Annotated in this window: 19 protein-coding genes; 11 read left to right on the top strand and 8 right to left on the bottom strand. The window is 65.6% G+C overall.

Annotation, left to right across the window (positions count from 1 at the left end; genetic code table 11):
- Positions 1-119: 119 nt before the first annotated feature.
- Positions 120-1,970, top strand: a complete 1,851-nt coding sequence (locus BR71_RS11315) for a tetratricopeptide repeat protein (RefSeq protein WP_043637102.1) — start codon at positions 120-122, stop codon at positions 1,968-1,970.
- Between the two features lie 9 nt (positions 1,971-1,979).
- Here the strand turns inward: BR71_RS11315 and BR71_RS11310 are convergent, their stop codons facing one another.
- The 6 genes from BR71_RS11310 to BR71_RS22955 form a co-directional block, all read right to left on the bottom strand.
- Positions 1,980-3,362, bottom strand: coding sequence for an FAD-binding oxidoreductase (locus BR71_RS11310; protein WP_043637099.1), 1,383 nt, complete (start codon positions 3,360-3,362; stop codon positions 1,980-1,982).
- Between the two features lies 1 nt (position 3,363).
- Positions 3,364-3,879 carry a cupin domain-containing protein gene (locus BR71_RS11305; RefSeq protein ID WP_043589867.1) on the bottom strand — a complete coding sequence of 172 codons (516 nt, stop codon included), beginning with the start codon at positions 3,877-3,879 and terminating at the stop codon, positions 3,364-3,366.
- Positions 3,880-3,898: 19 nt separating this feature from the next.
- Positions 3,899-4,522, bottom strand: coding sequence for a glutathione S-transferase family protein (locus BR71_RS11300; RefSeq protein ID WP_043637096.1), 624 nt, complete (start codon positions 4,520-4,522; stop codon positions 3,899-3,901).
- Positions 4,519-6,030 (bottom strand): sodium:solute symporter family transporter, encoded by a 1,512-nt coding sequence (locus BR71_RS11295; protein WP_052370512.1) that lies wholly within the window; start codon positions 6,028-6,030, stop codon positions 4,519-4,521. The genes BR71_RS11300 and BR71_RS11295 overlap by 4 nt, the downstream gene beginning before the upstream one ends.
- Complete coding sequence (locus BR71_RS22960) at positions 6,027-6,260, bottom strand: DUF485 domain-containing protein (protein WP_052370511.1); 234 nt, start codon at positions 6,258-6,260, stop codon at positions 6,027-6,029. The genes BR71_RS11295 and BR71_RS22960 overlap by 4 nt, the downstream gene beginning before the upstream one ends.
- A gap of 93 nt (positions 6,261-6,353) precedes the next feature.
- A complete protein-coding gene (locus BR71_RS22955; protein WP_052370510.1) occupies positions 6,354-8,918 on the bottom strand; it encodes a hypothetical protein in 2,565 nt (854 codons plus the stop codon).
- Between the two features lie 178 nt (positions 8,919-9,096).
- Here BR71_RS22955 and BR71_RS11285 point away from each other — a divergent pair, with 178 nt between their 5' ends.
- The gene (locus BR71_RS11285) at positions 9,097-9,381 is read left to right on the top strand and encodes a hypothetical protein (RefSeq protein WP_043637093.1); all 285 of its coding nucleotides are present in this window, start codon (positions 9,097-9,099) and stop codon (positions 9,379-9,381) included.
- Positions 9,381-9,614, top strand: a complete 234-nt coding sequence (locus BR71_RS11280) for a hypothetical protein (protein WP_043637090.1) — start codon at positions 9,381-9,383, stop codon at positions 9,612-9,614. Before BR71_RS11285 ends, BR71_RS11280 begins: the two co-directional genes overlap by 1 nt.
- Before the next feature lie 3 nt (positions 9,615-9,617).
- Here BR71_RS11280 and BR71_RS11275 read toward each other — a convergent pair whose 3' ends face one another.
- Positions 9,618-10,754 carry a sugar diacid recognition domain-containing protein gene (locus BR71_RS11275; protein ID WP_043637087.1) on the bottom strand — a complete coding sequence of 379 codons (1,137 nt, stop codon included), beginning with the start codon at positions 10,752-10,754 and terminating at the stop codon, positions 9,618-9,620.
- Between the two features lie 184 nt (positions 10,755-10,938).
- Between BR71_RS11275 and BR71_RS11270 the strand changes: the two genes are divergently transcribed.
- Positions 10,939-12,258 carry an MFS transporter gene (locus BR71_RS11270; protein ID WP_244269615.1) on the top strand — a complete coding sequence of 440 codons (1,320 nt, stop codon included), beginning with the start codon at positions 10,939-10,941 and terminating at the stop codon, positions 12,256-12,258.
- A gap of 37 nt (positions 12,259-12,295) precedes the next feature.
- Positions 12,296-13,462: a glycerate kinase gene (locus tag BR71_RS11265; protein ID WP_043637084.1), complete on the top strand. Its 1,167-nt coding sequence runs from the start codon at positions 12,296-12,298 to the stop codon at positions 13,460-13,462.
- On the opposite strand, the gene BR71_RS11260 is transcribed toward BR71_RS11265, so the two are convergent.
- The gene (locus BR71_RS11260; RefSeq protein WP_043637081.1) at positions 13,435-14,130 is read right to left on the bottom strand and encodes a S4 domain-containing protein; all 696 of its coding nucleotides are present in this window, start codon (positions 14,128-14,130) and stop codon (positions 13,435-13,437) included. The genes BR71_RS11265 and BR71_RS11260 overlap by 28 nt on opposite strands.
- A 137-nt stretch (positions 14,131-14,267) precedes the next feature.
- Between BR71_RS11260 and BR71_RS11255 the strand changes: the two genes are divergently transcribed.
- The 6 genes from BR71_RS11255 to BR71_RS11230 all read left to right on the top strand — a co-directional run bounded on the left by BR71_RS11255 (position 14,268) and on the right by BR71_RS11230 (position 23,944).
- Positions 14,268-14,984, top strand: coding sequence for an SDR family NAD(P)-dependent oxidoreductase (locus tag BR71_RS11255; RefSeq protein ID WP_043637079.1), 717 nt, complete (start codon positions 14,268-14,270; stop codon positions 14,982-14,984).
- Between the two features lie 85 nt (positions 14,985-15,069).
- Positions 15,070-18,663, top strand: coding sequence for an exodeoxyribonuclease V subunit beta (gene recB, locus BR71_RS11250; RefSeq protein WP_043637076.1), 3,594 nt, complete (start codon positions 15,070-15,072; stop codon positions 18,661-18,663).
- 262 nt (positions 18,664-18,925) lie between these two features.
- Positions 18,926-20,410, top strand: coding sequence for a polyphosphate:AMP phosphotransferase (pap, locus tag BR71_RS11245; protein WP_043637073.1), 1,485 nt, complete (start codon positions 18,926-18,928; stop codon positions 20,408-20,410).
- Positions 20,385-21,119 carry a substrate-binding periplasmic protein gene (locus tag BR71_RS11240; protein ID WP_043637070.1) on the top strand — a complete coding sequence of 245 codons (735 nt, stop codon included), beginning with the start codon at positions 20,385-20,387 and terminating at the stop codon, positions 21,117-21,119. Before pap ends, BR71_RS11240 begins: the two co-directional genes overlap by 26 nt.
- A gap of 66 nt (positions 21,120-21,185) precedes the next feature.
- Entirely contained in the window at positions 21,186-22,883 is a 1,698-nt protein-coding gene (gene recD / locus BR71_RS11235) for an exodeoxyribonuclease V subunit alpha (RefSeq protein WP_043637067.1), read from the top strand.
- Positions 22,884-23,059: 176 nt separating this feature from the next.
- On the top strand, positions 23,060-23,944 hold the full coding sequence (locus BR71_RS11230) for an NUDIX hydrolase (RefSeq protein WP_052370506.1): 885 nt from the start codon (positions 23,060-23,062) through the stop codon (positions 23,942-23,944).
- Positions 23,945-24,153 lie beyond the last annotated feature (209 nt).

Raw genomic sequence — 24,153 nt, 5'->3', positions numbered from 1 at the left:
TAAAGGACATTTCATCAAGAAGAGATGCTGGTTACTATGCGGGAGACGATATTCAGCGGATTTCAAAAAGCGCTTATCGAAACGGGGCCGGACGGTTGTGTTTCGGGCGCTGAAAACTTATGACCGAATCGACTTCCTATGCCTTGCGCGCCGGCGCCTTGCTGGCGGCCGGCGACCTGAACGGCGCGCTGCTGGCCGCGCAAAGCGGTTTACAGGCACAGGCGGACAACGCCGAATTGTGGAACCTGCTGGGTGTGTGCGCAGCGCGGCTGGAGCAACTGGCGATGGCGGAGCAGTGTTGGCGCCAAGCGTTGCAATGCGACCCGTGGACCCCGGACGCCCATTACAATCTGGGCCGTTGTCTGATGGCGCAAGGCCAGCTGGCGCAGGCGGAGGCGCATTACCGCGCGGAACTGGCGCAGCGCCCGGAGCACGCCGCCTGCCAAGGCAATCTGGGGGTGTTGTTGGAGGAGGCGGGGCGGCTGGATGAGGCCGAGGCCCAATATCGGCAGGCCTTGCGCTTGCGGCCGCAGTCCGCCGCTCATTGTTTCAACCTGGGCCGTTTATTGTACCGGCAGCAACCGGAAGAGGCCGAGGACTGCTTGCGCCGGGCATTGGCCTGCGCGCCGGACGATGTCGACGCGCTCAATCTGCTGGGACAGCTGCTGGCGGAGCGCGGCGAGCGGGGCGAGGCGGAAACGCTGTTGCGCCGGGCGTTGGCGCTGGAGGCGAGCCATGCCGGGGCGCTGACCAATCTGGGTTTGCTGTTACAGGCTCAGCGGCGTTGGGCCGAGGCGGAAGCCTGCTTGAGCGCGGCGGCGGAGCGAACACCGGAACAGGCGCAGGTGCTGGGCAATCTGGCCTTGTGCCTGTGGCGCCAAGGGCGCAGCGCTGAGGCGGAGCCGCTGGCGCGCCGGGCCTTGGCGCTGGAACCGGCCGGCGCGGAAGCGCATCAGCAATTGGCGCTGGCTCTGGCGCAGCAAGGCGCTTGGGATGAGGCCGAGGCGACGTTGCGAGCCGGTTTGGACGCTCAGCCGCTGCACGCCGGGCTGCGTCGCAATCTGGGCTATCTGCTGCTGACCCTGCGGCGCTGGGGAGAAGGCTGGCCCTTGCACGAGGCCCGGCTGGAAAACGCGCCGTCTCCGGCTTTGACGTCGCCGCGCTGGCGCGGCGAGGCATTGACCGGACGTCGTCTGCTGCTGTGGTTCGAGCAGGGCTACGGCGACGCCTTGCAGATGGCGCGTTACTTGCCGCAGCTGTTGCAGCGTTCGCCAGGGTGCGTGGTCGCCGCCTGCCGGCCGGCCTTGCTGCCCTTGTTGGCGGCTCAGGGCTGGCCGGTGGAGTGCTTGCCGATATCCGACCTGGACGGGCCGTGGCCCGAGCACGATTGTCATGTATTTTCGATGAGCTTGCCCGGCTTGTTGCAACCGGAGCCGATGCCGGAGCCGGCGTATCTGCGCGCCGACGCCGCCGGCCGCGCCGCCTGGCGCGCGCGCTTGCCGGCCGGCGGACGCAAAGTGGGGCTGGTGTGGCGCGGCAGACCGGAGCATGAATTCGACCATTGCCGCTCTTTACCGGATCTGGAAACGCTGAATCCCTTGCTGACAGCGCCAGGGATCACCTGGCTGGCCTTGCAGCCGGAGTTGAACGAGAAGGAGCGCGACTGGCTGCGCGCGCGCGGCGTGGAGGCACTGGGAGATGAACTGACGGACTTCGCCGCCAGCGCCGCCTTGCTGGCGGAATTGGACGGGCTGGTGACGGTGGACACCGCCTTCGGCCACCTGGCTGGCGCCTTGGGACTGCCCTGCGCCTTGTTGCTGTCGGCTGATCACACCGACTGGCGCTGGGGGCTGGACAGCGAAACCACGCCCTGGTATCCGGAGCATCGCTTGTTCCGCCAAAGCGAGCCGGGCGATTGGACCGAGCCGTTGGCGCGGGTTCTGTCGGCGGGCTTCGGCGCTAGCGCCTGAGCCGGCGGCTTACAGCCATTTGCCCGGATTCATCAAGCGCTCCGGGTCCAGCGCGGCTTTGAGCGTGCGCATCAACTCCAGCGCCAGCGGGTCCTTGTAGCGTTCCAGCCATTGCGGTTTGAGCTGGCCTATGCCGTGTTCGGCCGCCAGCGTGCCGCCCAGCCGGTAGACGTGGTCGTAGACGATGGCGTTGACCGCGGGCTCGTCGTCGAACAGATCGACGTTGCCGGGCCGGGTGTAGCTGATGTTGTAATGCAGATTGCCGTCGCCGGCGTGACCAAAGGCGACGATGCGCACGCCGGGGTAAGCCTGGCGCAGGGCGGCGCCGCAGTCGCGCACCAGTTGCGGCAAGGCCGAGGTGGGCACTGCGATGTCGTGCTTGATGCTGGGGCCGTCCTGTTTTTGGATTTCCGAAATCTCCTCGCGCAGCAGCCACAGCTTGCGTCGCTCGGCCTCGCTTTGCGCCACCACCCCATCGCGCGGGGTCTGCCCGGCCAGCCAGTCCAGCAGCGCCTCGTTCAGCGCGGCGTCGTCGCCGCCGTCGGACAACTCGATCAACAGTAGCCACGGCGCGGTGAACGGCAACTGGCCGGGCCGGTGGCGTGCTATCGCTTGTTGGCAATCGGCCTCGATCACCTCGAAGGCGGTAAGGCGGTCGTCGAAGCGTTGGCGCAGGCCGTTGAGCCAGCGAATGGCGGTTTCGATGTCGTCGACGCCGATCAGCGCCGTGGCGCGGGCGCTGGGCAGCGGGAACAGCTTGAGCGTGGCGGCGGTGATCAGGCCCAGTTGTCCCTCTGCGCCGATGAACCATTGCTTCAGATCCAGGCCGGTGGTGTCTTTGCGCAGGCCGGCCAGCGCGTCCAGCACTCTGCCGTCCGGCAGTACCACTTCCAGGCCCAGCGTCAGTTCGCGCATGGTGCCGTAGCGCAGCACGGCCACGCCGCCGGCGTTGGTGGACAGGTTGCCGCCGATCTGGCAACTGCCTTCCGAGGCCAGCGACAGAGGAAACAGCCGGCCGGCCTGCTCCGCCGCCAGTTGCACTTCGCGTAGGGTGGTGCCGGCCTCCACGGTGATGGCGTTGTTGTCCGCGTCCAGCCTGCGCACGGCGCGCAGGCGCCGCATCGCCACCACCAATTGGCGGCCGCTGGCGTCAGGCGTGGCCGCGCCGCAGGTGGAGGTGTTGCCGCCTTGCGGCACGATGGCCACCTGATGGCGGCGGCAGAGCTTGACCAGCTCGGCGGCCTCGGCTGTGCTGCCGGGCAGCGCCACCGCCAGCGGGAGGCCCTGGTAGCGGCGGCGCCAGTCCAGGGTATAAGGCGCGGTGTCGGCGGCGTCGGTCAGCAGATGGGCCGGGCCGATCAGAGCCGCGACGGCCTGGAGAAAATCGTGCATGTCAGAAAGGGCCTCCGGCTGCGCGCAGCAGGTCGGGCAAGCCGTCGTGGTCGCCCAAGGGCCGCTCCGGCGCGTCGCTCCAGTGCAGAGGGCCGATGGCGGCGTTGCGCGCCGGGTGCAGCGGGTAGTGCACCTGGTTGTCGGCGCGGTTGACGTCGCCGACGCAGAGCAGGCGCACGGGCTGCGCGGTGTTGTTGATGAAGGTGTGAGCCAGGCCGGTGCCGGCCTTGAAGCCGACTGAATCGCCCGGCCGCAGCCGGTGCAGCGCGCCGTCCAGCCAGACGTCGGGCTCGCCCTCCAGCACATGGACGAATTCATCCTCGGTTTTTTCGGCGTGCGGCCAACTGGTGCGCTGGCCCGGTGCCAAGAGTTCGTGATGGATGCCCAGCCGGGCGAAACCGTAATGCTTGCCCAGCGCCGCACCCCGCGCCAGCGGCTCCCGGCTGTCGGGGTAGCTTTGGGAGTCGGCTTCGATCAACTCGCTCCAGTGTCGGATGCAATCGGGACGGGGGGACATGGCGGGGCTCCGTGGGCGCTCAGTCGGGAATATCCGGGGCCATCAGCACGTCTGGGTGCTGCCAGCCAGGCTGTTGGGCGATGCGTTCCAGCCAGGCCTGGACCCGCGGCCAGCCGGCGATGTCGAGGCCGGCGTCGGCCAGCCACCATAGATAGGCGCTGGCGGACAGGTCGGCGATGCTCGGCCGCTGGCCGGCGAGATAGGGTTGTTCGGCCAGCGCGGCGTCCAGAGTGTCCAGATCGGCGCGCGCGCGCTGTTCCAGCCAGGCCTCCACCTCCGGCTGCGGGAGGCGATTCAGCCGCGACCAGCGCAGATTGGGCACCGACAGGCCAATGCGGTTGGCTTCCCAGCTTAGCCATTCGCGCACGGTTTCCCGGCTGCCGTGCTCGCCGCTGAGCTGGCCGAAATTATTGGCCAGCCATTGCAGAATGGCGTTGGACTGGCACAGCGCGGTGCCGTCGGCCACCAATACAGGGACTTCGCCGAAGCGGCTGGCGGCGCGAAAATCCTCTGGCCGCTGCTCGCGCGGCACGGTCAGGTCCACGTGAACGTAATCATGGGAAACATCGGCCAGCATTAGCGCCAGGCGCACCTTGTAACTGTGGCCGGACAGGCGGTTGCCGTAAAGAGTCAGTGTGGTCATGAGCGTTGGGATCGATTCGAAGTTTGGCTAGCCGATGATACCGCCGTTGCGCCGCGGCGCGAACCCAGCCAAGCCAGCGCAAAGGCCAGCGGCACCGAGAACAGCGCCGGGTTGGCGTAAGGGAATAGCGGCTTGGCGTGGCCCAGCGCGCCCACCCACACAGCCGGGCCGGCCACGATCAGCGCCGCCGCAGCGACAAGCCCGCCCAGGCTGCCCCACAGCGCGCCGCGCGCGCTGAGGCCGGGCCAGTGCAGGGCGAGCAGCAGCACCGGGAAATTGGCGGAGGCGGCGATGGCGAAGGCCAGGCCCATCAGGAAAGCGATGTTTTGCTGCTGGAACAGCGTGGACAGCAGCAGCGCCAGCAGACCCAGGCCGACGGTGGCCCATCGCGATACCCGTAGTTCGGCGTTGGCATCGGCGCGGCCGCGCCGCCACCAGGCGGCGTAGAGGTCGTGACTGATGGCGCTGGCGCCGGCCATGGCCAGGCCGGCCACCACCGCCAGGATGGTGGCGAAAGCCACCGCCGCCACCAGGCCCTGCCAGGCCGGCCCGCCCAGCAGGGTGGCCAGATGGATGGCGGCCATATTGCCGCCGCCCAGCAGCTTGCCGGCGGCGTCGTGGAAGCCGGGCTCCGGCGTCACCAAGGCCAGGGCGCCGTAGCCAATGACGATGTTGACGGCGAAGAACAGCGCGATCAGGCCGGTGGCGAAGCAGGCGGACTGCCGCGCGGCGCGGTGGTCCGGCACGGTGAAGAAGCGCATCAGCACATGGGGCAAGCCCAGCAGGCCCAGACACAGGCCCAGGCCCAGCGACAGCACTTCCAGCGGATCGCTCAGCGCCGGGCTGGGCAGGAAGACTTGCGGTCCGCGCAGCGCCTCGGCGGCGGCGAACAGCCGCGCCGGGTCGCCGCCGAAGCGCGCCAGCACGCCGCCGGCCAGCAGCAGCGCGCAGCCGAACATCAGCACCGCTTTGACCATTTGTACCCAAGTGGTGGCCAGCATGCCGCCCAGCGCCACGTAAAGCACCATCAGCGCCCCCACCAGGCTCACGGCGGCCAGATAGGGCAGGCCGAACAGCAGTTCGATCAGCTTGCCTGCGCCCACCATCTGCACGATCAGATAAAACAGCGTCACCGTCAGCGAGTTGACGCTGGCGGCCAGCCGCACCCCGTCGTGGTCGAAGCGTCGGCCCAGCACCGCGGCGGCGGTGTAGCAGCCGCTGCCGCGCAGTTTTTCTGCCAGCAATAACAGCAAGAGCGGCCAGCCGGCCAGGGTGCCGACGGCGTAGGCCAGCGAATCGTAGCCCTGGGACAGATACATGCCGGCGGCGCCAAGAAAGGCCGCCGCGGATAGATAGTCTCCGGCCAGCGCCAGCCCGTTCTGCCAGCCGCGGATACGGCCGCCTGCGGTGTAGAAATCGCCGGCCGATGCGGTGCGCCGCGCGGCGGCGGCGGTGATGGCCAGGGTCAGCAACACAAAAAAAAGGAAAAAGGCGGAGGCGTGGTTCATCGGCGCTCCGAGTCGTCGGCGCGGCCGGCGGCCAGCGCGTAACCGGCGGCCAGCAGGAAGAACAGCAGGAACATGGCTAGCGCCAGCAGAACGGACGCCGGCCAGCCGGCGAACTTGGCGCCGAGCCAGGACGGGCGCAGCGCCAGCAGCAAATAGTAGCCGAGGCAGCCTGCGGCGGCGGTCCAGGCCAGCCGGCGGGAGAGAGAGAGGGGAGCAGAGGGCTGGCCCATGTGGGATTACGCCAGAAGTCTAAACCGAGCAGTTTAGCGTATCGGCGGGCCGGGCAGGGACATCAGACCATGCCCGGCGGCGGGCCACGTGAATCAGCCTGCTAGCGGACGATACAAGTGATAACGGCCGCTTTGCCGTTCCGCCAACAGCAGCAGCGGGGGTAGTGACGGGGCCGAGGTATCGATGGCGCGGCGGTTGCGGCTTACCGGCACGCCTTCAGGCAGGCGTTGCTGAAAATGGTCAGAGCGCTCGGCGGCGTCCTTCAGCGTTTGGTAGTCGCGCTCGAAACCCTCAGGGTCGCTATCCGCCTTGCCCAGAAAGGAGACGAACTGGGCGATGGAGTCGGCGTTCTTGAGTCCTTTGAACTCAATGTTGATGTTGTTGATCTGCGCCAGATCGGCGCCGCCGTAGCGGCTATCCTTCTCGATATGCTTATTCGCCAGATTGATCAGTTCGAATACATCGACATCACCGACCCGGGCCTGTTTTTGTGTGCCGACATAAGCGAAGTCCAGCGTGTTGGGGCCGCCATGTGACAGTTCATGGATCAGTACATCAGCGACCGCGCTCGGGTTTTTGCCCATCCGTTCGTAATAGGCGTAGAAGCCATCGCGGCCAACATTGATGATTTTTGAATTGGGTTTGCGGCCCAGCATCTGGTATTGCTCCCTGGATAGTTCCGCCACCGTGGTGGGAGAGCCGACCCGGCTATCGAAATTGAAGTTGGCGGTGTCGATGCGTGCCAGATCGTTCCGGATCTGGTCCAGATACTTGGTCAGCTGAGCCAAGCGTTTCGGCTCCTGATGGAAGGTTTTGCCAAAATAGGCCTCTTCCGCCAACTGGACCTGGGGGCGAAGGTCGGAGCGGTTCAAAGCTTGGATCGCATTGGCGATTTTGGTTTGCGCAATCGGCAGCGCTTTGTTTATGGCTTTACGCGCGGCCCGGATTTTAAGCGGCTTGCCGATGATGGGCATATCAACCAGTTTGAATGCGGGATTGTCCAGGTTGGCTGATTTGGTCAGCCCCACCTCGATGCGCTTACCGTGGGCGCTCAGCTCTATGTGCAGATTGCGGGCGCCCCCAAGCTGAATGTGCTTGCCGTGTCGTTGAACGGGGTAGTACCGCTGGTCGATGGCCAGGACATATTGGCCATCGCCGGTGCGCTGGATGCCAAAGTGATTGGGTGTGGAGAGTTGGCGCTCGTCCAGGGCGAGCGGCGCGATATCGTGCTTGGCGATGGCCGCGCGCAGTTCGGGGGTGGCCTGTCGAGTGAGCTCGTGCTTGAGATGCCACTCGCCTAGGCGGTTTTCCACTTCCTGGGGCGCGGCGTCCGGTCGGCGGGCATCGTAGATGTACTCCTTGCCGGTGGCGAGCTCGTGACGGTAGGGCACCAGGCGGCCAAACAGCTCAATGGCTTCTAGCCGCGCCGGTTGCGCCCCTAAGGAGTTGTGAACGTTATAGACGTGAGGCGTGCCCGCACTGCTGGAGCGATGCAAGTGATGCGGACCCAGTGCCAGTGTATGGGCGGCTAATTGTTCCTGTTTGCTGAAATGCCGGAATTTGCCATCACCCAGCAAGCGCCATTCCTGTGCGAGATGGTTGAAGTAGACTTCGCGGTTTGCGAACTTGCCCTGCTGCTTGGCCGGGATTTGCGCAAAGCTGCGGCCATCTTTCTCCAACAAGGCCACGTCATGGTGCTTGCCGTTGGCTTTGAGTTTGATGTGGTTACGACCATTTTTGAGATGAAATACCGGCAGGTTTATTCCTGACGCCTTGTTGGCAGGCTGAGGCGCGGTTTGCAAGCGCTGCCGCTCGGCATGGCTCATCCCTTCAATGCTGAAGCGGGCTTGTTGGGTCACTTGCTGCAGCAGGTTAAGCTCTTCTTCCCGCGAGGTGGGTTTGCCCTCCAGGTCATTGGCGGCATGCTCTAGCAGAGGACCGACGATGTATTGGGCTATGGCCAAGGGCTGGCTGCCTGGCAGCAGAGTCAGGACTTGAGAGGTGATGGCATCGACTTTCTCTGTGATGTCGGTGATGGCCGAGATCTCCTCGGACGTGGCGCAGCTGCGGCCGTGTCTCCAGCTGTCGACATGCTTGCTTTCCGTGGCCAGCGCGGTGATGGGATTGCGCAAGGTTTTGCCGATTTGGCGCAGAACTTGGGCGAAGGACAGATTCTCGCCTTCGTTCATGCAGGAAAAATCAAACATCTTCACGATCTTGACGTCGTCAGGCGCGGCGGTTGTGGTCGTGGTCTTGGGTTTGGGAACGACATGGCGCGCTTGGCGGAGCAGCGGCGTTTCCGGCTGCGGAGGCGCGGAAAGGGGAGAGGGCTGGCTGTGGGCCTGGACCAGCGCCGAGGGGAAGGCGGACGGCGCGGAAGACGCTGGAAGCAACCCTGATTCTCGGTTGAGCAGCGGCTGGACCCCGGCCTGGACATACAGGCTGCTCAGCAGAACGTTTTTCAAGGTGAGTGGAAAGGCGGCGGGCGGCGGCATGGATGCTGACGAATCGGATGTATTGCGTATCTGTTTCACCTGAGCAAACAGATTTTCCGCTTCACGGCGTTCCGCCAGGGTTTTCGCGTTGGCGAGCAGTTGAGCTTCAATCGGGCTTGGCTGTTGGGAGGGGCGACTTGAGAAAAAGGGAATGGAAGGCATATGGCAGTCCTGAGCAATGAGGGCGATCTTGGGCATCGCGACAGGGGCAATATTAGAGACAGGCTGGAAGCCCGCCTCTCAAAAAGTGTCCATATGCAGCCTTGGTCTTGTTTCGTCACAGCAGGATGCCTACCATGGTCATGTGCTGCACATGACCATCTATCAGGGAGCTTGGGCAATGACAATGGAGCGGATTCCGGTGCTGGTCACCGCGGAGGACAAGAAGCGCTACAAGGCGCTGGCCGAGGCCGCAGGCCTGCCGGTGGGCGAATTCATGCGTCGCGCCGCAGATGCCTTCCGGCCCGGGGACGACGACGCCTTGCTGGCCGGCATGATGGCGCAGATGGAGAAAACCACCGCCCAGGCCGGTGCTGCCATCGATGAGGCCTTGAACTATGTAGAAGCTTCCAACCGCCGCATCGCCGCGATGGAAGCGCGCGCCAGCGGCAAGCGGGTGGCGTGATGGGCGTGGGCGACAAGATGTGGGACGCGCTGACCACCGTGATCAAGATGAACGACAAGGTGGAGCGCATGGCCGGCGCGATGAAAAGCCAGCAGGCTAAGATTGAAAGCCTGACCGAGCGCGTGATCCGCTTGGAGACTCTGCTGGAAATCGCGCTGGCGCAGCAGGGGGCCAAGCCGGCGCGGCTCAAGCGCATAGGCCGGCAGCCTGAAGCCGATGCCGGCGGCGAGTGAGTTTCAGCCCAGCAGCAGCGCGACGTAGAGCCGGAAACGGTCCTCGTGGCGCTCCAGATCCAGGCCGGTGATTTCGGCGATGCGGTCCAGCCGGTAGTCCAGCGTGTTGCGGTGGATGTGCAGCGCCCGCGCGGTGGCGCCGGGATGCGATTGATGGGCGAACCAGGCTTCGGCGGTGCGGCGCAGCCCGCTCTTGCCGGCTTGCTCCAGCCGTTGCAGCGGCTGGCGCAATTGTTGGGCCTGCCAGCCGTGGTCGAGGCCGGACAGCAACACGGGCAGCGCCAGTTCGTAATAGCTGTGAGCCCGCTTTTTGGGCTGCCGTTGCCGGCCGATGCGCACGGCGGCGCGCGCGCTGAGGCAGGATTGGGCCGCGCCGTCCCGGCCGGGTAGCGCAATGCCCATGCCCAGGCGGAAGCCGGGAGTGTCCATCTCCTCCAGCCAGCCTGCCAGCGCGCTCAGCCGGCGTTGCAGCAGCGCTTCGCGCTCGGCTTCGCCGTCTTCCTCGCAGGCCTCCACCAGCACCAGTTCGTAAGGGCCGGTGGCCGCGCTAAGCAGTCGCGGCCAGCGTGTGGCCAACGCTGATTGCAACTGCTGCAGCGTTGCCTGGGCCTGATCGGCGGCCAAGTTATCTTCGTCCAGTTGCAGGCTCAGCACCACATGAGGTTGTTCCAGCCTCAGCCCCAGCCGCTGCGCCCAAGCGTCCAGCGCCGGGCCGGGTTCGCCTCGTATCCATTCCAGCACAAAGGCTTCGCGCTGGCGCGCATCGTGTTGCAGCGCCCGCTGCAACTGGGCCTGCTCCAGAATCATCTCGGCGGTGAGCCGTACCAATTCGCCAAACTGGCGCACCTGCTCCGGCTGGCCGGTAAGGCCGACCACGCCCGCGATACGACCGTCCACATGCAAGGGCAGGTTGATGCCGGGGCGGGAACCGTGCAGTTTGCCGGCGGTGACGTCGTCGATTTCCACCGTGCGCCGCTGCGCCAGCGCCAGCAGCGCGCCATCGTGCAATTGCCCCAGCCTGTCGGAGTCGCCGCTGCCCAGGATTGCGCCTTGGGCATCCATTACATTCACGTTGAAAGGGATGATGCGCATGGTGCGGCTGACGATGTCTTGCGCCAGTTCCGTGGTCAGAATGGACATGAACACTCCTGTTGATGTGCTTTTGCCCAATATATCCGTGGATTGATCCGATATAAATAGTGCGTTTGCATGAAGCATTTTCCGAGCGCGCTGACCAGAATGGGCGGCACAATACAAAAACAATATTCATCAGAACCAAGGAGACGCGCCGGAGGGACGGCCCCCGTGCGCAGAGGAGATGGATTTGAACCCTAGCGACACCCTGAGCGCGCTGCGGCAAGACATTCTGGCCGGCGCTTACAAGAAAGCCGTGTGGCGGCTGATTCCCTTTATTTTTGTCTGTTACCTGTTCAACTACCTGGACCGCGTCAACGTCGGCTTCGCCAAGCTGGAGATGCTGGACGCGTTGGGTTTGAGCGAAACCGTCTACGGCTTGGGCGCCGGCATTTTCTTCATCGGCTATGTGTTGTGCGGCGTGCCCAGCAACCTGATGCTGCACAAGGTGGGCGCGCGGCGCTGGATCGCGCTGCTGATGCTGGTGTGGGGCACGCTGTCCGCCTGCCTGATGTTTGTTTCCACGCCGCAATCTTTTTATGTGCTGCGTTTTTTCACCGGCGTGGCCGAGGCCGGTTTCTTCCCCGGCATCGTGCTGTACTTCACCCGTTGGTTCCCGGCCGACAAACGCGGTCAGGTGATGGCGTTGTTCATGTCGGCGATCCCGGTGTCCGGCGTGCTGGGCGGGCCTTTGTCCGGCTGGATGCTGCAACATTTCGCCGCCGGACAAGGCGGCCTGGCCGGCTGGCAATGGCTGTTTCTGTTACAGGGCCTGCCCACGGTGCTGTTGGGCCTGGGCGTGTATTTCTATCTGAACGACGGCATCGCCCAGGCGCGCTGGCTGAGCGCGGAAGAAAAGGCGGCGATGCAACAGGCTCTGATCGACGATGAGGCGCGGCGCGCGGCGCAGCGTCCAATGGAGCAGTCTTTCGCCAGCGTGTTGCGCAACGCCAACGTCTGGATGCTGGGCGCGATTTACTTCGCCATCCAGATGGGGGTGTACGCCATCAACTTCTGGCTGCCGTCCATCATCAAGGGCCTGGGGTTCCAGAGTGCAGGCGTTATCGGCTGGCTTAGCGCCTTGCCCTACTTGGCCGCTTGTTTCTTCATGGTCTGGGTCGGCCGTTCCGGCGACCGGCGCGGGGAGCGCCGCTGGCACGTGGTGCTGCCGCTGCTGATGGGCGTGCTTGGCCTGCTGTTGGCGGCCAATAGCGGCGGCGCGGTCTGGCTGTCCATGCTGGGTCTGACCCTGGCCACCATGGGCGCGTTGGCCGGCCTGTCCATGTTCTGGCCGCTGCCCACCGCCTTTCTTGGCAGCGCCGCCGCCGCCGGCGGGCTGGCCTTGATCAATTCGCTGGGACAGGTGGCCGGTTTCGTCAGCCCCTTCCTGGTGGGCTGGATCAAGGACCTGACCCATAGCACGGACCCGGCGCTGTACATTCTGTCCGGAGTGATGCTGGCCGGCGCGCTGCTGGTGCTGAGGATTCCGCCGCGGCTGGTCAATCGCTAATATCTTGCTCTTGTCATCTTTTGTGATTGAAAACCGCATGAAAATCGTGATTGCCCCGGACTCCTACAAGGAAAGCCTGAGCGCGCTGCAGGTGGCTCAGGCGATAGAGGACGGCTTCCGCCAGGTATTCCCCGCCGCTCTCTACCACAAGCTGCCGATGGCGGACGGAGGCGAGGGCACGGTGCAGGCCATGTTGGACGCGCTGGGCGGCCAGCGGCGCGAGGCCACGGCGCGAGGCCCGCTGGGCGAGACGCTGTCCGCGAGCTACGGTTTGACCGCGGACGGCGTGGCGGTGATTGAAATGGCCGCCGCCAGCGGTCTGGCGCTGTTGCCGCCGGCGCGACGCAACCCCTTGCTGACTGGCAGCCACGGCACCGGCGACATGATTCGCGACGCGCTGGACGCGGGGGCGCGTCGCTTCGTGTTGGGCATAGGCGGCAGCGCCACCAACGACGGCGGCGCCGGCATGTTGCAGGCCTTGGGCGCCAGGCTGCTGGACGCGGAAGGACGAGACCTGCCGGCCGGCGGCGCGGCCTTGGCGAGACTGGCGCGGCTGGACCTGTCCGGACTGGACCCGCGTTTGGCCGCCTGCCGCATCGATGTGGCTTGCGATGTCGACAACCCCCTGATTGGCCCACGCGGCGCGTCGGCGGTTTTCGGGCCGCAGAAGGGCGCGACGCCGGAGATGGTGGCGGAACTGGACGCGGCGCTGGCGCATTTCGCGGTGTTGATGGAGGCCGCGTCGGGAGTGGCCGCGGCAGGGGAGGCCGGCGCTGGCGCGGCCGGCGGCATGGGCGCCGCGCTGCTGGTTTGCCTGGGCGGCCGTCTGCGTTCCGGCAGCGCCATCGTCGCGGAGGCCGTCGGCCTGGACGCGGCGCTGGCCGACGCCGATCTGGCGCTGACCGGCGAAGGCCGCATCGATAGCCAGAGCGTGCAAGGCAAGACGCCGATTGGCGTCGCCCGCGTCGCTCAGCGATATGGCGTGCCGGTGCTGGCGATAGGGGGGTGTTTGGGCGCGGGCAGCGAACTGACCCACGCACACGGGCTGGACGCCGTGTTCGCCGCGGTCAGCCGCCCGTGCAGTCAGGAACAGGCTTTGGCCGAGGCCGCGGACAATGTGAGCCGCGCCGCGCGCAACGCGGCGGCGGCATTGGCCCTGGGCATGAAACTAAGCTCTCAGAAACGCTCGAAGTCCGGCACATAACGCCACTGCCCCGCGGTCAACTGGCCAATGGCCAGCCGGCCGATGCGGATGCAGCGCAGCGCCAGAGGGCTGACGCCCAGGCCGGCGCAGATATCGTCCAGCCAGCGCGCGTCGCGCGCCGCGAGCACCAGGCGCAGCTGACGGTCGCTTTGGCGCGAAACCTTGAGGTCGCGCGGCGGCTTGCCGCCGGGGCGCAAGCCTTTTTGACGCTGCTGCAGGTCGCCGGCGGCGGGCGCGGCGTCGACATTGATCAGGAACTCCAGCTGGCAATCGGCCAGCCGCTGCGCCAGCTTGCGGTCCTGGGTCAGCGCCACCAGGCCGTGAGCGTGGTCGGCGATGGCGCCGAAACCTTGCAGATGCTGGCGATGCCGCGGCAGCCAGTTCAGCCCGCTGATGTCGCCCGGCAACTGGCTGTCCGGCCCCAGCAGCGCCAGCGGCTCGGCGCCGGCGGGCTTGTGCAGCAGCAGGGTGACCGCCGCTTCGCGCTGTGCGTCGGGCCGGCCCATGAGTTCGACGCGCTGTTGCGGTTCCACCCGGCTGCCCAGCGCGGTCACGGTCTGGCCGTCCACTTTCACCAGTCCTTGTTCGATACAGGCGTCGGCTTCGCGCCGCGTGCACAGGCCCAGCTCGACCATGCGTTTTGAAAGTCGGATTGCGGCGTCGCTCATTGTGTCTGGCCTTGAGTGCGGGTGGTCGGGCGGCGATTATCCCCTTTGTCGGCGCAGCCGACAAATTCGACGAATCGAGTATCCTTCTCGTTTGGTACTGCCGCGGGACCGCCGCGCGGATTCATTTTGGAGAAGCCGTGAATATACTGATCATTGGAGCGAGCCGGGGGCTTGGCAAGGCTTTTGTCGAAGGGCTGGGGACAAAAGGGGACCGGGTGATCGGCGTTTCCAGGCGCAGGCCGGAGGGCTTGAAGCCGCCAACCGGCGTTGGCGTGGACTGGATCGAAGCCGACTTGTCCAATCCGGCCCTGGCCGTGCAACAGGTCATTAGCGCGCTTCCGGAACACTTGGACGTGGTGATGTGCAATGTGGGCATTTGGGAGCGGGAGGCGTTCGAGCCGTCTTATGCGTTTTCCCGTTGTTCGGATCTGGAGCTGATGGAAGTGGTCCAGGTCAATATCGCTTCGACCATTCTCTTGCTCAAGCATGTGTTGCCGCGCATGTCGGGCGCGGCCAAACCGCAGTTGTTCCTGACCGGGTCGACATCGGGCCTTCCGCGCAGCGGCCGCCCCGAAGTGGCTTTCGCCGCTAGCAAGTTCGCCTTGAGCGGCATGGCCGACGCGCTGCGAGAGGAGTACCGCGAACAGCGGCTGGCCGTGACGTGCCTGCAATTGGGCTACCTTAACACGGAGGACGATTTGTCCGTGTCCCGCGAGCAAGCCGCCGAACGAGGAGCCGGTCATCTGATCCCGCTGCATGACGTAGTGAGCTTGACGCGGGCTTTGCTGAATTTGTCCGATGCTTCCTTCGCGCGGGAAATCGTCCTGCCCGCGATCTTGGACGAGCGCTTCTGAACGTGGGCGCGCGGTGTGGACAAGCGCATCTAATCTCGTTTTCCGGGTCGTTTAAATGCTCAAATCGCATTAAAGTGTCGCCATTATGAGCCTGCTTCCCCAAGCGCTGGATGCGCTGAACTGCCCGCTGACCGGCATCAACCTGATCGAGGCTTCGGCCGGCACCGGCAAGACGTGGACCATCGCGGCCCTGTTCGCCCGGCTATTGCTGGAAGAGCGCGACGGCCAGCCGCCGCCCACTGTCGATCAAGTGCTGGTGGTTACCTATACCAAGGCCGCCACCGCCGAGCTGCGCGAGCGCCTGCGCCGACGGCTGAGCGAGCTGGCCCAGACGCTGGCGGGAGACGGCGAGGTTGGCGGAGATCCCTTCCTGTCGGCGCTGGCGGCGCGCTTTCCGCCCGGCTCGGCGCGGGAGCAGGCGTCGCAGCGGCTTAACGCCGCGATCACCGGCTTCGACGCCGCCGCCATCTACACCATCCACGGCTTCTGCCAGCGGGTGCTGACCGACGCCGCTTTTGAAAGCAGCCAGACCTTCGACGCCGAACTGGTCAGCGACGACGAGGATCGCCTGATCGAAATCGTCGACGATTTTTGGCGTCGACGGGTGGTGGACGACCCCTTGCTTGCCCAAGTGCTGGTGGACAACGGGGAGACCCCGGACGGTTGGTTGGCCGACATCCGGCCCTATCTGTCCAAACCTTATCTGCGCATGCGCGCGCCGCACACCGCCGGCCTGGAGCGCGCCTTGCTCGCGGTGGAGCAAGGCTGGCGGGCGCTGGCGGCGCGGCCGGAATACGCGGCGGAGGCGGCCGATTTGCTGCGCTCCGCCGCCGGTTTCAACGCGCGCAGCTACAGCCCCGCCATCATCGAGCGCGCCATAGGCGCTTTGGACGGCCTGCTGGCGGCGCCGGAAACCACGCCGGTGCTGGATAAGGAAAGCCGTCGCCAGTTGGACAAGCTGCTGCCGGCTTCGCTGGCCAAGGGAATGAAAAAAGGCCACGCCGCGCCGGAACATCCCTTGTTCGGGCTGGCGGAGGCCTGGCTGGGGGCCTGGGACGCCTATCTGGACGAAGTGGCGCTGTCCGTGGCCCAGCTCAAGTTGGAACTGATCGCCTGGACCAACCAGCAACTGAGCGCGCGCCGGGCGGGCGAGCGCAGCCGCAGCTTCGACGATTTGCTGACCGACCTGGGGGCGGCCCTGGCCGATCCGATCAGCGGCCCGCTGCTGGCTGCTCACGTGGCCCGCAGCTTTCAGGTGGCGCTGATCGACGAGTTTCAGGACACGGACCCCATCCAGTACTCGATCTTCCGACATTGCTTCGTCGCGCAGCAGCGGCCTGTCTTCTTGGTGGGCGACCCGAAACAGGCCATCTACAGCTTTCGCGGCGCAGACATCTTCGCCTACCTGGCGGCGCGCGGAGACGCGCAACATCATTACACGCTGGACACCAACCGTCGGTCCGAGGCGCCGCTGGTGAGCACCGTCAACGCCTTGTTCGCGCGCGAGCTGCCGTTTCTGATCGAAGGCATCGCCTATCAGCCGGTGGCGGCGCAACCGGCCTCCGGCGGCCGGCTGGAGGTCGACGACGACAGGCCGCCGTTCTGCTTCCAATGGCTGCAGCCGGAGAAGGCGGACAAGGCCGCCAGCGGCGAGAACGCCGCCGAACTGGCGGCCAACGCCAGCGCCGACGAGATCGCGCGCTTGCTGGCGCTGGCCGCCGACGGCCGCGCCGCCATCGTCGCCGGCGATGCCCGACGGCCTTTGGCCGGCGGCGATATCGCGGTACTGGTGTCCACCCACCGTCAGGGTGACCGGGTGCGCCAGGCCTTGGCGGAGCGCGGCGTGGCCAGCGTGGCGCTGACCCAGGAAAGCGTGTTCGCCAGCCGCGAGGCCGGCGAGATGCTGGCCTTGCTGCGCGCTTGGGCGGAGCCGGCCAGCGAGGCGCGTCTGCGCGCGGCGCTGGTGACGGAACTGGCCGGGGTCGACGCCGGCGAATTGCTGGCCAGGGTGGAGGACGAGACGCGCTGGGAAGCGCAACTGCAGGCCAACGCCGCAGACCATCTGCTTTGGCGCGAGCGCGGATTCATGGCGGCTTGGCGGCATTTCTTCGCTCGGGAACGGGTGGCGGAACGCTTGTTGCCGCTGCCGGACGGCGAGCGACGGTTGACCAACTTGTCGCACCTGGCTGAATTGTTGCAACAAGAGAGCGACCAGCGTCAGGGCATGGCGCCGCTGCTGGGCTGGCTGGAAACGCGAGTGGCGCAGCCGCCGGGCGGAGAGGAGGCGGTGTTGAGGTTGGAGAGCGACGCGGCCCTGGTCAAGATCGTCACCATCCACACCGCCAAGGGCCTTCAGTATCCAGTGGCCTTCTGTCCCTTTCTGTGGGGCGGGGCGCTGGAACGGTGCGACGCCGCGTTCTGGCGCTACCACGCTGAAGATCAATCCTGGCTGGCGCCGGACGCCGCGGCCGACGCCGGGGTGAAACTGGCGGCGCGCAGCGAGTTGTTGGCGGAGAAGCTGCGCCTGCTCTATGTGGCGCTGACTCGGGCGCAGTATCGCCAATACCTGTGCTGGGGCTGGGTGCGGGGCATGGAGACGGCGGCTTTGAGCTGGCTGCTGCATGGCCGCGGCGCGCGCGCGCTGCCGGAACTGGAGGCGCTGGAGTTGGACGCCGAGGTGCTAAGGCGAGAGCTGGGCGCTTTCGCGGCCGCGGCCAACGCCCAGGCGTCGGGCGCGTGCGCGGTGCTGGAGGAGAGCGGCGTGGGGCCGGCCTTGGCCGCGCGGCGCGAAACAGGACGGAATTATCTGGCCCAGACATTCTCGCGCCGGCTGGCCGCGCCGTGGCGGGTAGCCAGTTTCACCTCGTTGACCCATGCGCAGGCGGCGGGCAAATGGCAGGAAAGCCCGGACCACGACGCGGGTCAGTCGGCGGTGGCGGCGGAACTGCAAGCGCCCCCGGTCTTGGATCGTTTCGGTTTTCCGCGCGGCGCCAAGGCCGGTACCTGCCTGCACGAGATTTTTGAAACCATCAGCTTCGGCGTCGATGCGGCCGGGCTGCGGCAGGCGGTGGAACTGGCTCTGGCCAAGCACGGCTTCGCGCCGGAGTGGGGCGACGCCGCTTGCGAAATGGTGACGGCGACGCTGAACGCGGAACTGGACCCGGGCGTGAGGCTGGCTGAAGTGCCGGACGGCAAGCGGCTGGTGGAAATGGAGTTCATGTTGCCGGCGCCCAGGTTGGAAGTGGCGAAGCTGGCCGCCATCCTGTCCGCGCCGGAGCACGGCTTGGCCGCCCCTTTGCGCGCGGCGGCGGCGCAGTTGGATTTTTCCACCGTGCGCGGTTTTCTCAAGGGCTTCATGGACTTGGTGTTCGAGTCCGGCGGCCGCATCTATTTAGTGGACTATAAATCCAACCACCTGGGAGGGCGGCACGAAGACTATCGCGCCGAGCGGCTGGCGGAATCCATCGCCCAAGAACATTATTACCTGCAATACCTGATTTACTGCGTGGCACTGCGGCGCTATTTCAGCGTCCGCGGCGTGGACTTCGCCGCCCGCTTCGGCGGCGTGCGTTATCTTTATCTGCGCGGCGTCGGCGTCGAGGCTTGCGGGATATGGAGCGACCAACCCGCGCCGGCCCTGCTGGAGGCGCTGGACCAATGGTTCGCCGGGCATGCGTAGGAATGCGGAGTGCGCAAGCCGCGGTCATAGGACTAAGCTGAACTATCTGGAGTGGAACGCGGCCGGAAGGGGAAAGTGGCACCGGGCGCGGGCCGACAATAAGAACCTGTTCAAAGTCCGCTGAGCGTCGTGAGACGTCACACGGTGAGTACAGCTTCGGAATGCTCATGTACCACCTGTGCATTCCGCTTTCTCAGCTGTTTTCGCCTTGTCTCGTTCTTGCTCGCGAGACTTTGGAGCAGGTTAAAACCAAGGACGCATCATGTTTGAATCCGCCGAAATCGGCCACAGCATCGATAAAAAGACATTCCGCGAAGCCATGCCCAAATTGCGCGAGGCCTTGCTGGACCTGCAATACGATTTAAAGGAAAAGGCCGACTTTCCAGTGCTGATCCTGATTCACGGCTTCGACGGCGCCGGTCGCGGCGAAACCATGAATCTGATCAACGAATGGCTGGACCCGCGCCTGATCGACACCGTGGCTTTCGCCGAGGCCAACGACGACGCCCGCGCTCGTCCCTGGATGTGGCGCTACTGGATGCAATTGCCGGCCAAGGGCCGCATCGGCATGTTCTTCGGCTCCTATTACTCCGACGCCTTGTTCGACCGGGTGTTCGCCCGCAGCGACCGCGACGCGCTGGACAAGCAGATATTCGACATCCTGCGCTTTGAACGCATGCTGACCATGGACGGCGCGTTAGTGCTGAAATTCTGGTTCCATCTGACTCGGGAGCAGCAGCACAAGCGGCTCAAGCAGATGGAAAAAGATCCAGCCAGCAGTTGGCGCGTGACCAAGACCGATTGGGAGCATTACGAGCGCTACGACAAGATACGCAAGTCCGCCGAGCACATTTTGCGGCTGACCAATACCGCCGCCGCGCCCTGGGTGGTGGTGGACGGCGAGGACGCCAATTACCGCAGCCTGACGGTGGGCAACACCCTGCTCAACGCCATTCGCAACCGGCTGGCGCAGGCGCAGGGTTCTAAGGCCGAGCTGATAGACGCGCCGCCGTTGCTGGCGCCGATAGACAACAAGCTGTTGCTGGACACCCTGCAACTGGACCAATCCATGGACAAGGTCAAGTACAAGGCCGAACTGGAGCAATTGCAGGGCCGGCTGCACCGGCTGACCCGACATCCGCGCTTCGCCCAGCATTCGTTGGTCCTGGCTTTCGAAGGCAACGACGCCGCCGGCAAGGGCGGGAGCATACGCCGCATCACCCAGGCGCTGGACGCGCGCCGCTACCGAGTGGTGCCCATCGCCGCGCCCACCCAGGAAGAAAAGGCCAAGCCCTGGTTGTGGCGCTTCTGGCGTCATGTGCCGGGCAAGGGCGGCATCACCATTTTCGACCGTACCTGGTACGGCCGGGTGCTGGTGGAGCGGGTGGAAGGCTTCGCCAAAGAGGCGGACTGGATGCGCGCCTATTACGAAATCAACGACTTTGAGCATCAACTGAGCGAAAACGGCGCCGTCATCGTTAAATTCTGGCTGGCCATCAGCAAGGAAGAGCAGATGGCGCGCTTCAAAGGACGCGAGGAAACCGGTTTCAAACGCTTCAAGATCACGGAGGAAGACTGGCGCAATCGCGACAAGTGGGACGCCTACAAGCTGGCCGTCAGCGATATGGTGGACCGCACCAGCACCAGCAAAGTGCCCTGGACGCTGGTGGAGGCCAATAATAAATACTATGCACGCATCAAAATTCTCAAAACCATTTGCGATGCGCTGGAAGCCCGGCTTGCTTGAGCGCGGCGTCAGCCTGATTGCCTTGCTGCTGGCGGCGCAGGCCGCGCCCGCGGCGGCGCCCAGCCTGCGCGCCGGTGTGGCCAATGACAGCTTCGGCCCGCTGTACAGCGCGCAGGACGGCGCGCTGGCCACCCAGTACCGTGCCGCGCTGGAGCTGATCGGCCGGCACAGCGGCGTCCGCTTCGAACTGGAGTACTACCCGTCGTCGCGGCTGCAGCAATTGTTCGAGGTGGGCAAGGTGGATGTGGAGGTGGGGGTCAATCCGGCCTGGCGCGCCTTGTCCCCGGTGGCCGGCTTCTACACTCGGCCCATCGACGTACAGACGCTGCGGCTGTGCTTCGCCGCCGGCAAGCGGCGCAAGGGGGCGACGCCGGCCAGCCTCAACGGCCTGAGTCTGGGCGTGCTGCAGGGGAGGACCTACCCTGTGCTGGAGCCTGGTTTCGCAAGCGGTCAGCTCAAGCGGATGGAGGCCGCCAGCGAGAGCGATCTGCTCAGCGGCCTGCGTCAGGGCAGCATGCAGGCCATCGTCCTGAGCCAGCGTCAGCTGGACGCGCTGCTGAACCGCGCGCCGGAGGCGCAGCCCTGCGCGGCCGGCGACGCCGTGGGCAGCGTGCCGGTGATGTTGCGTCTGCATCCGCAATACCGGCAACTGTTGCCGCAATTGGACAAGGCGATTCAGCAGTTGCAAGATAACGGCAAATTGCGCTGAAGCGCTTCCAGTCTTTCCATTCAGGCTCCGCGCCGCGCGGAGCGCAAAGCATCCGGATTCCCGCCCATGTCTGTCCAGCAAGCCCTGTTGCCCGCCGAACTGGCTCACTTGTTCGCCCGCCTTGATCCCGGCGTGGACGAGGCCGCGTTGGCGCTGATTCATGAACTGGCCAGCGCCAATCAGGCCGGCCATGTCTGCCTGCCGCTGGCGCAGCGTCCGGAGCGCAAAGCCTTGCAGGCCAGCGCGCTGGTTGGCCGCCCCGGCGATTACGCTCCCTTGATTCTGGACGCGGCCGGCCGCTTGTATTTTGCCCGTCACTGGTTCGACGAAGCACGACTTGCCGAGCGCCTGGCCGCCCTGGCCGAGCCGGGACCGGCGCTGGACGGCGCGCGCTTGCGTCCGCTGCTGGAGGCCTTGTTCGGTTCGGCATCCGCGACGGGGCCGGACCGGCAGAAGCTGGCGGCGGCTCTGGCGGCGCGCCAGCGCTTGATGGTCATTTCCGGCGGTCCGGGCACCGGCAAGACCACCACCGTGCTCAAGTTGCTGGCCTTGCTGGCCGGACTGTCGCCGCGGCCGCTGGTCATGGCGATGGCAGCGCCCACCGGCAAGGCCGCCGCGCGGCTGTCGGAATCGGTCCGCGGCGCGCGCGAGCGGCTGGACTTGGCCGAGGAAACACTGCGGCAATTGCCGCAGCAGGCGCAGACTCTGCACCGCCTGCTGGGCTTGCGTCCGGGCGCGGCGGCGCCGCGCCACCACGCAGGCAACCCTTTGCCGCTGGACGTGCTGGTGGTGGACGAGGCGTCGATGATAGATCTGTCCTTGATGGCGCGCATGGTGGAGGCCCTGCCGTCCCAAGCGCGGCTGATTCTGCTGGGCGATCGCGATCAGTTGGCCTCGGTGGACGCCGGCGCGGTGCTGGGCGATCTGTGCGCCAACATCCATTACCGGCCGGACACGCTGGAGTGGCTGCGGGTGAACTGCGGCGAAACTTTGCCGCCCACGCCGGGCGCGGGAGGCAAACTCACCGATTGCGTGGCGCTGCTCACTCACAGCCATCGTTTTGGCGCCGACTCCGGCATCGGCGAACTGGCGAGAAGGGTGAACGCCGGCGATGGCACCGGCAGTTGGGCGGTGTTGCAAGATCCGGCTTGGCGCGATGTGGAGGCGGTGCCGACGCTGGACGCGGCGGAAGTGCTGGCGCGCTGGCGGCCGTATTGGCGGGCGGTGCGCGCCGGCGAGCCCCTGGCCGAGCGCCAGCGAGCCTTCGCCGGTTTCATGTTGCTGGCGGCGGAGCGGCGGCAGGTAGAGGCCTTCAATCTGCGCATTGAGCGACAACTGGAAGCCGATGGGGACAAGCCGGCCGGCCGAGACTGGTATCCGGGGCGTCCGGTGATGATCAGCGAGAACGATTACGGCCTGGGCCTGTTCAACGGCGACATCGGCTTCACGGTGCAAGGCGAGGCCGGTTTGAGGGTGGCTTTTCCCGGAGACGACGGCGGCTGGCGCGAGTTCGCTCCCGGCCGCCTGCCGCAGCACGATACCGTGTACGCGATGACGGTGCACAAGAGCCAGGGGTCCGAGTTCGGCGAAGTCTGTTTGCAGCTGCCGGAGGCGGCGGGGCCGCTGCTAAACCGGGCGCTGGTGTATACCGCGATCACCCGGGCGCGGGAGCGCTTCGTCGTGTCCGGCGCGCAGCCGGTGTGGGAACAGGCGGCAGAGGCGGCGCCGCAACGTTACTCCGGGCTGGCCGACAAACTGAAATGACGTTGTTGTTAAATTGAATGGGCGACGCGGTTTTCGTATTGGCCACCGAGACAATTCCGCAACATCCTACCGCAAAATAATCTGTTTATTTGCCGGCTGTTACGCCAGATATAGTCAAAGCCGAAGAAGCATCCTAAGATGCAGCCTTCCCGAAACACATCGCAGCGGAGTCGGCAATGCAAGTGGATGCGGTTCTGGCCTATCTCGACAAGATCACCCGTTTTGATCGTCAGCAATTCACGCCCTTGTATATCGGCAAGGAGCGTTTGGGTTGGGTCAACGCGGCGTGGAAGGAACGTTTGCTGAACAGCGAATCCCAGCTGTTCGAGGAGCAATACCAGAAACTGCATTGCCGTCTAGACGGCAGTTACCGCAGCATCAGTCACGCGCTGGCCCAAGCGGCGCGGCGCTGGCAGCAGGCAGGCTGGCTCAATGGCTGGCGCAATGAAAACTTCACCGCCTTCCGTCACGATGGATCCCCGTATTTTGAGCTGGAGCGGGCCGCCTTCCGTCCGCTGGGCCTGACCAGCCGCGCCGTGCACCTGAACGGGCTGACCCGGCTGCCGTCCGGCGAAGTGCGGATGTGGGTGGGGCGCCGCAGTCCGCACAAGGCGGTGGACCCCAATCGCATGGACAATCTGGTTGGCGGCGGGGTGGCCGCCGGAGAGACCATTGAACTGGCTCTGGAGCGCGAGGGCTGGGAGGAAGCCGGCGTGCGCCGCGATCAGGTGCTGGGCTTGCCGCAATCCAGCTTGCTGCTGGCCGAGCGTCCTGTGCAGCGAGGTCTGCATCGCGAATGGATTTACGCTTTCGACCTGTGGTTGGAGTCCGGCGAAATCCCCTGTAATCAGGACGGCGAGGTGGCCGAGCACATCCTGACGCCGTTTGCCGAAGTCGAGCGTTTGCTGCTGGAAGAGCGTTTCATGATAGATGCGGCGCTGGTGGCTACCGACTGCCTGGCGCGCCACGGCTATTGGGGAGAGCACACCCCGACGATAGACGCCGCCTTGGCGCGCATCCGCCGTCCGCAGCTGCACGACGTGCACGCACTGGCTCACTAGCCGGTTTCGAAAGCGCCGGGCCGCCTCAGCGGCGGTTCCGCCTGGCCCGGCGCGGCATTGGAATAACTCCCCTTGGTTTATGTTACAACTGCGTGAATTAATTCAGGAATCTTTGCCTGATACTGCTAGTAATGGGTAGAATCATTCACAAGAGCGGCAAAAGCCGTCAATAAATGCCATGGGCTAAAGGCCCGCGCCGTTTTCCCACG

The sequence above is a fragment of the Chromobacterium haemolyticum DSM 19808 genome (assembly GCF_000711885.1).
Taxonomy (GTDB): Bacteria; Pseudomonadota; Gammaproteobacteria; order Burkholderiales; family Chromobacteriaceae; genus Chromobacterium; species Chromobacterium haemolyticum.
This window is presented reverse-complemented; position numbering and strand designations above follow the sequence as displayed.